General features: G+C 60.6%; 16 protein-coding genes and 1 tRNA gene. 8 read left to right on the top strand and 9 right to left on the bottom strand.

The genetic code is table 11. From position 1 onward, the window contains the following. Positions 1 to 101 precede the first annotated feature (101 nt). The 3 genes from ampE to WBB95_RS03350 all read right to left on the bottom strand — a co-directional run bounded on the left by ampE (position 102) and on the right by WBB95_RS03350 (position 3,716). Positions 102 to 938 (bottom strand): regulatory signaling modulator protein AmpE, encoded by an 837-nt coding sequence (gene ampE / locus WBB95_RS03340; RefSeq protein WP_424486285.1) that lies wholly within the window; start codon positions 936 to 938, stop codon positions 102 to 104. Further along, complete coding sequence (ampD, locus tag WBB95_RS03345) at positions 935 to 1,498, bottom strand: 1,6-anhydro-N-acetylmuramyl-L-alanine amidase AmpD (RefSeq protein WP_424486286.1); 564 nt, start codon at positions 1,496 to 1,498, stop codon at positions 935 to 937. The genes ampE and ampD overlap by 4 nt, the downstream gene beginning before the upstream one ends. A gap of 61 nt (positions 1,499 to 1,559) precedes the next feature. After that, complete coding sequence (locus WBB95_RS03350; protein ID WP_424486287.1) at positions 1,560 to 3,716, bottom strand: DUF1631 domain-containing protein; 2,157 nt, start codon at positions 3,714 to 3,716, stop codon at positions 1,560 to 1,562. Positions 3,717 to 3,961: 245 nt separating this feature from the next. Between WBB95_RS03350 and nadC the strand changes: the two genes are divergently transcribed. Next, a complete protein-coding gene (gene nadC, locus WBB95_RS03355; RefSeq protein WP_424486288.1) occupies positions 3,962 to 4,810 on the top strand; it encodes a carboxylating nicotinate-nucleotide diphosphorylase in 849 nt (282 codons plus the stop codon). A 56-nt stretch (positions 4,811 to 4,866) separates the two neighbouring features. Here the strand turns inward: nadC and WBB95_RS03360 are convergent, their stop codons facing one another. From WBB95_RS03360 to WBB95_RS03370, 3 genes are all read right to left on the bottom strand, one after another. Beyond that, entirely contained in the window at positions 4,867 to 5,172 is a 306-nt protein-coding gene (locus tag WBB95_RS03360; protein ID WP_424486289.1) for a DUF6388 family protein, read from the bottom strand. Positions 5,173 to 5,323: 151 nt separating this feature from the next. Then, positions 5,324 to 5,396: transfer RNA gene (locus WBB95_RS03365), tRNA-Thr, on the bottom strand. Positions 5,397 to 5,460: 64 nt separating this feature from the next. Then, entirely contained in the window at positions 5,461 to 5,874 is a 414-nt protein-coding gene (locus WBB95_RS03370; protein WP_424486297.1) for a pilin, read from the bottom strand. Positions 5,875 to 6,077: 203 nt separating this feature from the next. Here WBB95_RS03370 and WBB95_RS03375 point away from each other — a divergent pair, with 203 nt between their 5' ends. The 4 genes from WBB95_RS03375 to yacG are packed head-to-tail and all read left to right on the top strand — an operon-like array spanning position 6,078 to position 8,966. Continuing rightward, entirely contained in the window at positions 6,078 to 7,286 is a 1,209-nt protein-coding gene (locus tag WBB95_RS03375) for a type II secretion system F family protein (protein ID WP_424486290.1), read from the top strand. Continuing rightward, positions 7,283 to 8,149, top strand: coding sequence for a prepilin peptidase (locus WBB95_RS03380; RefSeq protein ID WP_424486291.1), 867 nt, complete (start codon positions 7,283 to 7,285; stop codon positions 8,147 to 8,149). The genes WBB95_RS03375 and WBB95_RS03380 overlap by 4 nt, the downstream gene beginning before the upstream one ends. Continuing rightward, positions 8,146 to 8,769 carry a dephospho-CoA kinase gene (gene coaE / locus WBB95_RS03385; protein WP_424486292.1) on the top strand — a complete coding sequence of 208 codons (624 nt, stop codon included), beginning with the start codon at positions 8,146 to 8,148 and terminating at the stop codon, positions 8,767 to 8,769. The genes WBB95_RS03380 and coaE overlap by 4 nt, the downstream gene beginning before the upstream one ends. Beyond that, positions 8,766 to 8,966, top strand: coding sequence for a DNA gyrase inhibitor YacG (gene yacG, locus WBB95_RS03390; protein WP_424486293.1), 201 nt, complete (start codon positions 8,766 to 8,768; stop codon positions 8,964 to 8,966). Before coaE ends, yacG begins: the two co-directional genes overlap by 4 nt. Here yacG and WBB95_RS03395 read toward each other — a convergent pair. Further along, positions 8,963 to 9,178, bottom strand: a complete 216-nt coding sequence (locus WBB95_RS03395; protein ID WP_003171680.1) for a hypothetical protein — start codon at positions 9,176 to 9,178, stop codon at positions 8,963 to 8,965. The two genes, yacG and WBB95_RS03395, sit on opposite strands and share 4 nt — an antisense overlap. 75 nt (positions 9,179 to 9,253) lie before the next feature. Beyond that, the gene (locus WBB95_RS03400; protein WP_424486294.1) at positions 9,254 to 9,943 is read right to left on the bottom strand and encodes an energy-coupling factor ABC transporter permease; all 690 of its coding nucleotides are present in this window, start codon (positions 9,941 to 9,943) and stop codon (positions 9,254 to 9,256) included. A 162-nt stretch (positions 9,944 to 10,105) separates the two neighbouring features. On the opposite strand from WBB95_RS03400, the gene WBB95_RS03405 reads away from it, so the two are divergent. The 3 genes from WBB95_RS03405 (at position 10,106) to WBB95_RS03415 (ending at position 12,357) form a co-directional block, all read left to right on the top strand. Then, the gene (locus WBB95_RS03405) at positions 10,106 to 10,735 is read left to right on the top strand and encodes a DUF1780 domain-containing protein (protein WP_053254334.1); all 630 of its coding nucleotides are present in this window, start codon (positions 10,106 to 10,108) and stop codon (positions 10,733 to 10,735) included. A gap of 89 nt (positions 10,736 to 10,824) precedes the next feature. Further along, the gene (locus WBB95_RS03410; RefSeq protein WP_424486295.1) at positions 10,825 to 10,998 is read left to right on the top strand and encodes a DUF3094 family protein; all 174 of its coding nucleotides are present in this window, start codon (positions 10,825 to 10,827) and stop codon (positions 10,996 to 10,998) included. A 60-nt stretch (positions 10,999 to 11,058) separates the two neighbouring features. Next, positions 11,059 to 12,357, top strand: a complete 1,299-nt coding sequence (locus WBB95_RS03415) for an NAD(P)/FAD-dependent oxidoreductase (protein ID WP_065900570.1) — start codon at positions 11,059 to 11,061, stop codon at positions 12,355 to 12,357. Here WBB95_RS03415 and WBB95_RS03420 read toward each other — a convergent pair. Continuing rightward, positions 12,354 to 12,549, bottom strand: a 196-nt coding sequence (locus tag WBB95_RS03420; RefSeq protein WP_424486296.1) for a hypothetical protein, incomplete at its 5' end; no start/stop codon positions are given. The genes WBB95_RS03415 and WBB95_RS03420 overlap by 4 nt on opposite strands.

Below are 12,549 nucleotides of genomic sequence, written 5' to 3' on the forward strand. Positions count from 1 at the left end.
GCCCTTTGCTTACTTTGGGGCTTTTCCAAAGTGAGCCGCCGTAAGGGCGGAACCCTAAGCAGCCATCACCCAAATAACGGATATACCCCCACCACGCCCCCCTAAGGCAACACTGTCCAGATCGCAAACCCGGCATACCAAAGCACCGCCGCACGCAGCAGCAACTCCCACAACCGATCCAGACTGTTGATACCGTCAGCCCCCACCACCGGCGCGGGAATTTCCGCCGCCACCAAACCGACTTTTTCCACCAATTGCGCCGCGCTGATATCCCAGCTCAGCAACTCATGCAACATCACCCGCCCGACCGCAACAAAATTGCCCACCAACGCAAAACTCGCCGCCAAAAGCCGCACCGGCAGCCAGTCAAACGCATGACGCAACTGCCCGGCACGCTCAGCCACCAGCGGGTTCTGACTGTGCTCACTGGCCAGCGCCAACAAACGATACGCCAGGGCCGCCACCGGCCCCAGCAGGAAATACCAGAAAATCACCGCAAAAAAACTTTGATAGGCCTGCCACAACAGATGCCCCTGAACACGCTCCAGCAGTTGCTCCCCGCTGTCAGCCGCAATCTTCAGGTCGCGCTCAGCCACATGTTCAGCCGCCTGTAAGTCACCACGGCGCCACGCATCACGAAACGGCCCAAGCCCTGCCAACAGATCACCACGCCCCAGGCTATAAATCACCACCAGCAAGTGCACCGGCAGCGCCAACAAGCCATAAGCCACCGGCTCCAGTACCAACAGCAGCAGCCCCAACAAGGCCACCGGCAACAACACCAGTACGACAAGGATCAACCAAGGCCGCTTGCCCATGCGCGGGCTTGATTCCAACTTGGCCAGCTCCCGCAACCATCCGCCGTCGCGCTGCAACCGCAGGCGCAAGGCCGAGAACTTCTCGATCCACACTGCCAGCACCAACACCAGGAAACTCATCGTGCGTGTCCTCCATCCTGCAGGGCGCTGCGAAAGCGCGTCCAATCAAAAGCCGGGCCCGGGTCGGTCTTGCGTCCCGGTGCGATGTCACTATGACCGCAAATGCGCGGGTGGGTGATGCTCGGGTAAGCCGCCAACAGCTGGCGCGTCAGCTCGATCAGTGACGCATATTGAGCCTCGGTAAACGGCAGCTCGTCGGTGCCTTCCAGCTCAATCCCCAGCGAGAAATCATTGCAGACCTCGCGCCCCTCGAAGCTGGACACCCCGGCATGCCAGGCGCGGTCCCGGCAGGACACAAACTGCGTGACCTTACCGTCGCGCTCAATCAGAAAATGCGCTGACACCCGTAGGTCGGCAATCCCTTCAAAGTAGGGATGCTCCGTGACATCCAGGTGATTCTGGAAAAATTCCTGCACCTTGCCGGTAGCGAACTGCGCCGGGGGCAGGCTGATGTTATGCACCACCAACAGTGAGATTTCGCCTGTGGGGCGCTCGTTGAAGTTGGGCGAAGGGCAATGAACAATGCCCTGGCACCAACCGCTGATGGGGTCCAACTGCATACAGGATCCTGAAATGAGACGAGGTGTTACCAGTATGCCGCGTTCAGCCCTGTGGTTGCGATCACTTGCCGCGATTGAGTTGACGCAGGTTGCCAATCACGGCGGCCAGTGCACGGTCGAACAGCAGCCCATCGTCCACGCTGCGCAGTGCGCCACGCTTGAACGCCCTGGCCAACTGAACGGCACTGTCCTCTCGAACTTTGAGCCCGGCACGGCTGACAAAAATATAGCTATTGGCTGGAGCCATGATCGCCGTCAGCTTGCCGCGCAGGGCGGTTGTTTCGTCCGACCGGAATTCAAACCAGCCGCCAATGCGCATCTGGTAAGCCTTCAGCAAGTCGGGATCATCACCCGGCAGTTGCTCGATTGAACCCGGTGATTCGCTATTGAGCACAAACGGCTCACTCACCTCGATCAACGTGTCGACGCAGTCGCCTTCAATAGAATGCGCATGCATCGCCTGCAAGCGCACAAAAAAATCACGGGTGCTGAAAGGATCGAACGCTGCGCTAGTCAACCCGTCACGCAATGCCTTGAGCAGCCCGGGCAGCTGCTCCAGCAGGTGCCGGCCCGCCTCGGTGTCTTTTTGCAGGCCCACACTCCAGATCAACTCGTCCATGGTGCGCAGCCCTGCCTGCCACTGCACCGACTGTTCGCCGTGCTTGAGGCTGGCCAACAACAGCACCTGGCTCCAGGCCTGGTGGAGAAACTGCACCACGGCCTGCGGCAATCGCTTGCCCAGCAGCCGCCGGTTGAGCACGTCGGCCACGCGCTGGCGCGCAGCGTCAGTGCGCACGCGCCCTTCCTCGGCCTCATAGGTGTGCTGTTCAAGCAACTCACTGCGGCGCCGCTCATCGGCAGTAAACACGGTGAACTGCGCCAGCAACTGGGAAAAGATTGCCTGATCCTCGACGAATTCATTGAGCAAACGCTGCACCACCTGCTCAATGCGCCGGTACAGGCTGTCACGCTGATAGTCGTCGCACGGGCTCCAGCCAATCACTGCGGCGGCGATTTCATTGAGCAAACGCCGGGCGGGATGCGCGGAGCGGCTGAAAAAGCTCTTGTCCAGCACCGCTACCTTCAACAATGGAATCTGCAGGCGAGCGATCAGGGCCTTGAAAGCATCAGGCACGCTGCGGTCATCAAGGATGAACTCAAACAGCAACGCGACCAGGTTGATCGCGTCCTCATCGGCGTCCTCCACCACGCGGGATTTACCGCTCTTGACGCTGACACGGGTCAAGAGTTGTTCGAGCTGGTTGCGCAGGTCGAAATCGTCCTCGGCCTCAGGCTCCGGCACGTATTGCTGCAGATGGGACAGCAGGCGCAGCAGGTCGCGGCTGGCAATGGGGTACGGTTCGGCGCTGGCTTCAAGGGTAGGCGCAACGCTGCCGCGCACAACCGCCAAGAGTTTCTGCAAGGCGGCAAACGCTTCCTGGCCATTCTCGTCAAACGGCGGTTCGACGTCCGGCGGGCTGCCCTCTTGCTGTTGTTCCCGGGCTGCACGCCCACCCGGGCGACGCGACGGCACGGCCTTGAGTTCGGGTAAAACCCCGGTGGCGACCAGCAACTGGTTGGCTTCGCCGAACAGTTGGTCAGCGTCGCTGAGGACGTATTTTTCGAAGAGTTTGAGCATGATCAGCTTGACGCGGATTTCCACACCCAGGCTGCGCCCCGCGCGCAAAAAGAACTCACACAACAGCGCCGGTCCCAACGGGTTATCGCGCTCATCCAGCGACGTGCCCAACACCGCGCTCAAGCGTGCGCCAAGTTGCGCCAACGCCAGGCCATCGCGATGGCGCACCCGGCCGAGCATGGCCTCCAGCGCCACGGCTTTTTCCAGGTCATCACTGGAGGTACCCGGCGCAGCTTCGTAAGACATCACCGGCACCATGTGCGCCTCGCCGCGCACGGTCTGGCCGAGGTTGGCGAACGCAGCAAACAGTTGCTCCATGAACACGCGCTCGAAATTCTTGCGCTTGAGGCGCAAGTCACGCATGGCTTCAAAGAAAATATGGTGGTCGACGTTGCTGCGGGCTTTGTCGGCCATTTCGAACAGGGTGTCGTCGGCGTTATCAAACAGTTCCTGCAGACCTTGCTGCAACTGCTGTGCAGCCTTGTCGCGAACCTGCAGCAGCACCACCGGCAGTCGCGCAAGCGGCGATGGCGTGGCCTGTGCCTTGTTGATGGGCACCACCTTTCCGTCAATGTGCATCCTGGCCTCCTGAAACGGCGGTGTTGGGGTGGGGAACGAACAGGTACAGGCCCAATGAAGGACTGCTAAAACCGGTTATCACCAGGACGTCAAAGCTATGACGCCAATTGCAAGGCGCGAGATTATCTTGCAAATGAGGTCAGTTGCGCCAGCAAACTCTGCCACCGCGCTGTAAATGAGTAGGGAGTCTGGGTTCGACGGCGCACAGCCCCTATAATCGAGGCACTTTGTTTGTGGAGCCTGTTATGCCGAATCTCCGTCTTGCCGACCTCACCGCCGAAATCGAAGCCAACGTGCGCCGCGCACTGCTGGAAGACATCGGCAGCGGCGACATCACTGCGCAGCTGATCCCGGCCGAACGGCTGGCCAAAGCCACGATCATCACCCGCGACGCCGCCGTTATTGCCGGTACAGCCTGGGTGGATGCGGTATTTCGCCAGCTCGACCCACGGGTCGCGGTGCATTGGCAGGTGGCCGACGGCGAGCGGGTCAGCCCCAACCAGGTGCTGTTTCACCTTGAAGGCCCGGCCCGTTCGCTGCTCAGCGGGGAGCGTTGCGCGCTGAACTTCCTGCAGATGCTGTCAGGTGTCGCCACGCGCGCCCAGTACCTGGCGGACTTTGTCGCCAGCACCCAGGTCAAGTTGCTGGACACCCGCAAAACCCTGCCGGGCCTGCGCCTGGCGCAGAAATACGCCGTGACGTGTGGCGGGTGCCACAACCACCGCATCGGTTTGTATGACGCGTTCCTGATCAAGGAAAACCATATCGCTGCGTGTGGCGGTATTGCCCAGGCGATTACAGCCGCCCACAAGATCGCGCCAGGCAAGCTGGTGGAAATCGAAGTGGAAAGTCTGGAGGAACTGCGCGAAGCACTGGCGGCGGGCGCCGACATCATCATGCTCGACGAATTGAGCCTGGATGACATGCGTGAAGCCGTGCGCTTGAACGCCGGCAAGGCCAAGCTGGAAGCCAGCGGCGGCATCAACGAGACCACCCTGCTGCCCATCGCGCAAACCGGCGTGGACTACATCTCCATCGGTGCAATGACCAAGGATGTGAAGGCGGTGGATTTGTCGATGCGCCTGAGCATCTGAGGTCGGCAGGAGCGAGAGCGCACTCGGTGCACCCTCGCATCTACCTGGAAAGCGACTCAGATCGCGAGATTGTTCATCCCGCAATACTCGTTCCAATCGACGCCCAGCACCTCGGCAGCCTCCTTGTGCAAGGCGAGGCGTGCCGCCTCGAACGCTTCGGGGGTGGAGGTGTACTTGAGGGTCAGCTCCCAAGGCTGCAGGCCCTGGGCCTCGGCCTCATCCTCAAATGACCATTGGATCTGGTCCCTTTGATCATCGGCACTCAGGTCCTTGATCTCATCCAGCAGTTCCGGCGACTCAGCAACGTACTTCTTGAGGGCGGCTTCGTGGCGCGCTTCCTGGGTCATTTCTTGTGCGGTCATGTTTGTTCTCTTAGATCAAGGAATGGGGATGCATCTGGGTCATCAAGGTTGCGCAGATACAAAAGAGTGGGCACGAATGCCGCCTCGTCTGGCCTTCAGAACCATTCTGGGATCATCTGAAAACGTTGCCTTTGAAACAGTGTTGCCTCTGTGCCCGAGACAGGAGTCGAACCTGCGACCTTCGCGTTACGAGTGCGCTGCTCTACCAACTGAGCTACACGGGCGGTGGGCTAAAGCTAGCACCGCATTGGGCATGCGGCAACTAACTCGCCTACCGCCCGGCAGCCGTCATGCGCCGTCGGCGCCGCAGCCTTTGGCAACGTATTGCGCATCCGCCGTGGTGGCGCATTTCCAGCCCGTGGTAGCGCTGCGCGTCAAGGTGATGGTTTTGCCCAGCACGGGCGCCGGCGCATCGAGGATTTCACAACTGATGGACCCGGCGCCGGTGGCCACGTCCCCGGCCACGCTGATCGCGCAATTGGCGGTCGGGCTGGTGCCGCCGATCAAGGCAAGCGTCGGCACTGTGCCCTGGTTGAGCGTGTCCTCGTAACCTGCCTTCAGCGCTGAAATTTCAGCCAGCCCCGCCGTAAACTTGGCCTTGGCCTGGTGCTTGGTGTACATCGGCAAGCCGATGGTGGCCAAAATGCCGATGATTGCCACGACGATCAACAACTCGATCAAGGTAAAGCCTTTCTGACGCATCACATTCACTCTCCAGAAATAAAACCCATGACAGGGCGCGTCCTGCGCCCCGCAATTTGCAGCGGCGCCAGTGTACTCATCCTCGGGCGGCCAATCGCGCCCAAGACGCACAATCTGACATTTTATCGTGCGTGAAGCGCCTGCCCAACTCCGTCGCCTGACTAAGCTATAAATCTTCCACTACCGGTGTGCGGGCACGTGCCATGAATGACGCTTCAACGATCTACGCCTGGGAAGGCACCAACCGCAAAGGCCGCAGGGTATCCGGGCAAACCGCGGGGCATAGCCTTGCGCTGATCAAGGCCCATTTGCGCCAGCAAGGGATCTTCCCCGGCCGCGTACGCAAGCAGTCCCCACGATTGCCACGCTTCGCATCGCCGATAAAACCCGCCGATATTGCGCTGTTTACCCGCCAGCTGGCGACATTGCTGCGCGCAGGCATACCGCTGCTGCAAGCCTTCGACATCATCCGCGAAGGCATCGACCACCGCCTGATGCGCGAGCTGGTCCAAGACTTGAAACGCGAAGTCGCCGGCGGCAATAACCTGTCGGCGGGGCTGCGCAAACACCCGCGCTATTTCGACGACCTGTATTGCAACCTGATTGCCGCCGGAGAGCAGGCCGGGGCTCTGGAAACGCTGCTGGAACGGGTGGCGATTCATCTGGAAAAAAGCCAGCAGTTGAAAGCACGAATCAAGAAGGCCATGACCTACCCGATCGCCGTCATCGTGGTCGCCTGCCTGGTCAGCTCGGTCCTGTTGATCCACGTGGTGCCGCAGTTCCAGAACCTGTTTGCCGGGGTTAACGGCAAACTGCCCGGCATCACGCTGAGTATCATCGCCTTGTCCGAGTTCCTGCAACGCAGTTGGTGGCTGCTTGCGCCAGGCCTGGCAGCCGTATTTTTCGGGCTTCGACATGCTTACCGTAAATCCCCTGGACTGCGTCACTGGATGGACGCCGGTTTGTTGAACACGCCCCTGGCAGGCACACTGCTGAGAAAATCCGCCGTTGCCCGCTACGCGCGCACCCTCTCGACGACCTTTGCGGCGGGCGTGCCATTGCTGCAGGCGCTTGAATCCGTGGCCGGTGCGACGGGCAATGGGGTGTTCAGACAGGCGATCGAACATATGCGTCACGATGTATCCACAGGCATGCAGTTGAATCAATCCATGGCCGGCAGCGGCCTGTTTCCCGGCATGGCGATCCAGATGACGGCAATTGGTGAAGAATCGGGCACCCTCGACCGCATGCTGGAAAAGGTTGCCAACCACTACGAGGCCGACGTGGAACACGTGGTCGATAACCTCACCAGCCTGATGGAGCCTCTGATCATGGTGGTGCTGGGCGGCATCGTTGGCGTCCTGGTCATCGCCATGTACTTGCCGGTCTTCCAGTTGGGTACGGCATTTTGAGCCTGTTGCTGAGTGAACGACCGTGGCTCTTCGTGGCGACGGCGCTGGTGCTGGGCCTGATCGTCGGCAGCTTCCTCAACGTGCTGGCGTGGCGCCTGCCGAAAATGCTGGAGCGTGAATGGCGCGCCCAGGCCCAGGAAATCCTTGGTTTTCCGGCTGATCCCGCGGGGCCCGTTTACAACCTCGCACAGCCCAACTCCTGCTGCCCGCAGTGCAACCAGCCGATTCGCCCTTGGGAAAATATTCCACTGCTTAGCTACGTGTTGCTCAGGGGGCGTTGCGCGCACTGCCGCGAACCTATCAGCGCCCGTTACCCCCTCACAGAACTCGCATGCGCGCTGATTTCAGCCATGGTGGCCTGGCATTTCGGCGTTGGCTGGGAAGCAGGCGCGGTGCTGCTGTTGAGTTGGGGGTTGCTAGCGATGAGCCTGATTGATGTGGAACATCAATTGCTGCCGGATGCGCTGGTGCTGCCACTGCTCTGGCTGGGTCTGATCGGTAACAGCTTCGGCTTGCTGACGAGCCTGCCCGATGCGCTATGGGGCGCGGTCATCGGTTATATGAGCCTGTGGACGGTGTTCTGGCTGTTCAAACTGGTCACCGGCAAGGACGGAATGGGCCATGGCGACTTCAAGTTACTGGCCCTGCTCGGCGCCTGGGGTGGTTGGCAGATCCTGCCGATGACACTGCTGATGGCTTCGTTGCTCGGGGTGTTTGCCGGGCTGATACTGATGCGCTTGCGCCAGTCCCAGGCATCGACACCGATGCCATTTGGTCCGTGCCTGGCAATTGCCGGCTGGATTGCATTGCTCTGGGGTGGTCAAATAACCGACTTCTATTTGCAGTCTGTCGGTTTCAGATGACCACTTCTGTTGCAACACCCTGGATTCTTGGCCTCACCGGCGGCATCGGCAGCGGTAAAAGCGCTGCCGCCCAGCACTTTATCGACTTGGGCATCGACCTGGTCGACGCCGACCATGCCGCTCGCTGGGTAGTTGAGCCTGGCCGTCCGGCCTTGGCGCGCATCGCCGAGCATTTCGGTGAAGGCGTGCTGCAACCCGACGGCCAGCTGGACCGCGCCGCGTTGCGCAAGTTGATCTTTGAAGTGCCCGAAGAACGCCGCTGGCTGGAGGCCTTGCTGCACCCGCTGATTGGCGAGGAAATTCGCAGCCACCTGGCGCGCGCGCGTTCGCCTTACGCGATCCTGGTATCGCCGCTGCTGATCGAATCCGGCCAGTACAGCATGACCCAGCGCATCCTGGTGATCGACGTGCCGCAATCGCTGCAGATTCAGCGTACCCTGCTGCGCGACGGCATCAGCGAGCAACAGGTGCAGGCGATACTCAAGGCACAATCCAGCCGCGAAGACCGCCTGAACCATGCCGATGACGTGCTGGTCAATGACAAGGACCTCGCCTGGCTGCACAGCGAAGTCGAGCGACTGCACCACTTTTACCTTACTTTGCGTGGAGGCCGATCATGAGCCAACCCTTGACCGTCGACTGCCCAACCTGCGGTGCCCCCGTGGAATGGAACGCGACCAACCCTAATCGGCCGTTCTGTTCGGACCGTTGCAAGCTTATTGATTTGGGCGCCTGGGCATCGGAAGAGCACAAGATTCCGGTCAGCCCGGATGCCGAGGATGACCTGTTCTCCGAAGACTTTCAGCCTAAACACTAAGGCCGCATAAAGGCGTATTCCTGCTGGTCGTCGAGGTTTTCTGCAAGGTATTGCAGCTCGTCGGCCAGGTCTTCAAAGCTGCGCACGCCCTTACTCTGCTGTACCACTGCACTGAGCATGGCGCGCAAGGTCAAGCCTGGGTCGAAGCCGATTTCCTGAGCCGCGTCCTGGCTTCTGCGCAACTCCTGCCGTGCCCATTCATACACACTCATGATCCGTGCTCCCGCCTTGCGCATAAAAGTTTCGCGGAGCATGAGCCTGCGCGGCCGCACGGGATTTGATCTGGGTCAACGCCGCGAATCGTCGTCCTTCCAAGGCGCCGAGAGGTAGCGCGTGCGGTTGAAGGTCTCCAGCCATTCCGGGCTGAACACCACCAGCGCACTGATGACCATGCCGTTGATAAAAGCTTCGGGAAAAATGATCAGCCACAGGTAACCGACGAAGTCCTCCAGCCATTCGGGCATCGCAAAACGCCCGTCGAACCACAGCAAGCCCAACGCGGCCAACAGGCAGAGGAGCGCCGACAGCGCGGCGGCAAAAAAGCCGGAACAGAAGATATAAACGAATGGGTTTCGCGGCTGTGCCCGCTCCACCAGCAGCGCGCAAGCTTCGGTGACCAATACCGGTAAAACAATCAGCAGCAGGCCATTGACGCCAACGGCGGCCAAGTCCTGACGCCCCAGCAGCACCAGGCCAAATTGCGCCGCCAGCCCTCCAACGATCGCCAGGGGCCAGTCGAGCAGCAGGGTTACGGCGGTCATGCCGATGAAGTGGTAGGAAACCCCCGTGTCGAAATCTCGACGCACCAGCCACAGCATGAACAACGCGAACACCGTGCCGAACAGCAAATGCTGACGCCGTCGGTCGGCAAACAGCTCGACCCACGGCGAGCGCAGAATCGCCCACATCACCACTGGCGCATACAGCAGCCAGCCGATGCTGAGGGTTTCGGGCGCCAGCACGGCGGCACTGATCACGGCTTCACCTGCTCCAATGCCTGGCGCAACGCGGTGGCTGAGCTGTATTCGAAAAACTTCACTGCACACTCCCCACTCGGGATAACGGTCGAATAACCAGTCTAGACCGGCGTTTTAACGCAGGACTTCCTGCGGTCATCATTTGAACGCTAAGCTGCCAATATGGATGACTCAGATTATTTGCGCCTGCTCACCGTAGCGGCCGAACAAGCCAACGCGTTCCTGTCCAATGCCCGCAAATGGGAGCGCGAGCGTTGGGTTTGCCAGCGCCTGCTGCAAGGCTTGAATGTGCCCTACCGAGCCGAAGAGTTTCACCCCGCAGGCCAGGAGCCGCCGGACGTGCTGTTTCGCGATGCCAGTTTCGAGGTGTTTTTCGTGCTGGATGAGGGGCGCCGCTTGAACGACGAATGGCGCGATGAGTTGCTGCGTCGGCGCAGCGCCTTCTCCCTGAGCCAACTGGTGCGGCGCGAGGCCAAGCCGCGGCGTATCCCGGCGCATGAGTTTCTGCTGCGCCTGGCACCGACCTTGCGCAAAAAAGCACATAACTACAAGGAACGCGGGATGGACCTGGGTGAACTCGACCTCATCGCCTTCACCAGCCTCAAGCGTGAGGTGCTCGACCTCAACAGCCATTTCCCGCCACCCACCGAATACCTGCGCCAGGGCTGGCGCTCGCTGTCATTGGTGGGGCCGACCTTTGCCCGCGTGTTGTTTGCCCACCCGGACGCCCCGGACTTCTTGCGCAACAACCTGGGCCGCAGCATAGTATTCGACGTCGGCATCAGCCTGTGACGCGGGCACAGGCTACGCTTGTGGCAACACCGCCAACCCCCTGACTGTAACGTGGCGCCCTTTTGCAACGTCTACCTGACGAGGCCTTTATGACCAGCCGCCTGAAACCCGACGACCAACAGCATGTCGAAGAGTACCTGCAACTCTCCCAGAACCGAGTCGAGCGCAAGCCTTTCCGGCCGTGGCTGCTCCTTGGTGTGGTGCTGGTGGCAGTGATCGGGCTCGGTCTGCTGAGCCGCCTTTTGAGTTACCTGACGCTATGAGCTGCGTGGCGCTCGCGAGGGTAACTGCTCCGATTTCTTTTAGCCTTGCGAGATATCCCCATGACCCATCGTATTATTATCGTCGGCGGCGGCGCCGGCGGCCTGGAGTTGGCTACCCGCCTGGGTAAGACTCTGGGCAAGCGCGGCACCGCCAGCATCACGCTGGTGGACGCCAACCTGACCCATATCTGGAAACCGCTGCTGCACGAAGTGGCAGCCGGCTCGCTGAACTCATCGGAAGACGAACTCAATTATGTCGCCCAGGCCAAATGGAACCACTTCGAGTTCCAGCTGGGGCGCATGAGCGGGCTTGACCGTGAGCAGAAAAAAATCCAGCTGGCTGCCACCCTCGATGAAGAGGGCCGCGAACTGGTGCCTGCGCGCGTTTTGGGCTATGACAGCCTGGTGATCGCGGTCGGCAGTACCACCAATGACTTTGGCACCGAGGGCGCAGCGCAACACTGCCTGTTCCTCGACACCCGCAAGCAGGCCGAACGCTTCCACCAGCAACTGCTCAACCACTATCTGCGCGCCCATGCCGGGCAGACCGATACCATTGAGCAGATCAGCGTCGCCATCGTCGGCGCGGGCGCCACGGGCGTCGAACTCGCCGCCGAGCTGCATAATGCGGCCCATGAGCTGGCAGCCTACGGCCTGGACCGCATCAAACCGGAAAACATGCACATCACCCTGATCGAAGCCGGCCCGCGCGTACTGCCAGCGTTGCCGGAGCGCATTGGCGGACCTGTGCATAAAACCCTGGAGAAACTCGGCGTCACTGTGCTGACCAACTCAGCCGTCAGCGAAGTGACGGCCGACGCGCTGATCACCAGCAGTGGCCAAGTGATCCCTGCCAGCCTCAAGGTGTGGGCTGCCGGCATCCGTGCGCCGGGCTTCCTCAAGGACATCGACGGCCTGGAAACCAACCGCATCAATCAACTGCAAGTGCTGCCGACCCTGCAAACCACCCGTGACGAAAACATTTTCGCCTTCGGTGACTGCGCCGCCTGCCCGCAACCCGGCACCGACCGCAATGTACCGCCACGCGCCCAGGCAGCTCACCAGCAGGCTTCGCTGCTGGCCAAATCGCTGAAACTGAGGATCGAAGGCAAGGACCTGCCGTCCTACAAGTACACCGATTACGGCTCGCTGATTTCGCTGTCGCGCTTCTCGGCTGTGGGTAACTTGATGGGCAACCTCACCGGCAGCGTGATGCTCGAGGGCTGGTTGGCGCGGATGTTCTATGTGTCGCTGTACCGCATGCACCAAATGGCGCTGTACGGCTTCTTCCGTACGGCGATGTTGATGCTGGGCAGCAAGATCGGGCGGGGCACTGAGCCAAGACTCAAATTGCACTAACCACACGAACCAGTGTGGGAGCGGGCTTGCCCGCGATAGCGGCGGGTCAGCAGCAAATAGGTTGGCTGACAGACCGCTATCGCAGGCAAGCCAGCTCCCACATTTTTTTGCGTCGCGTTTGAGATTTTCAGCAGACAAAAAAAATCCCCGTATCTTTCGATACGAGGATTTTTAATATGGTCGGGGTAAGGG

Source organism: Pseudomonas sp. (assembly GCF_049645325.1).
Classification (GTDB): Bacteria; Pseudomonadota; Gammaproteobacteria; order Pseudomonadales; family Pseudomonadaceae; genus Aquipseudomonas.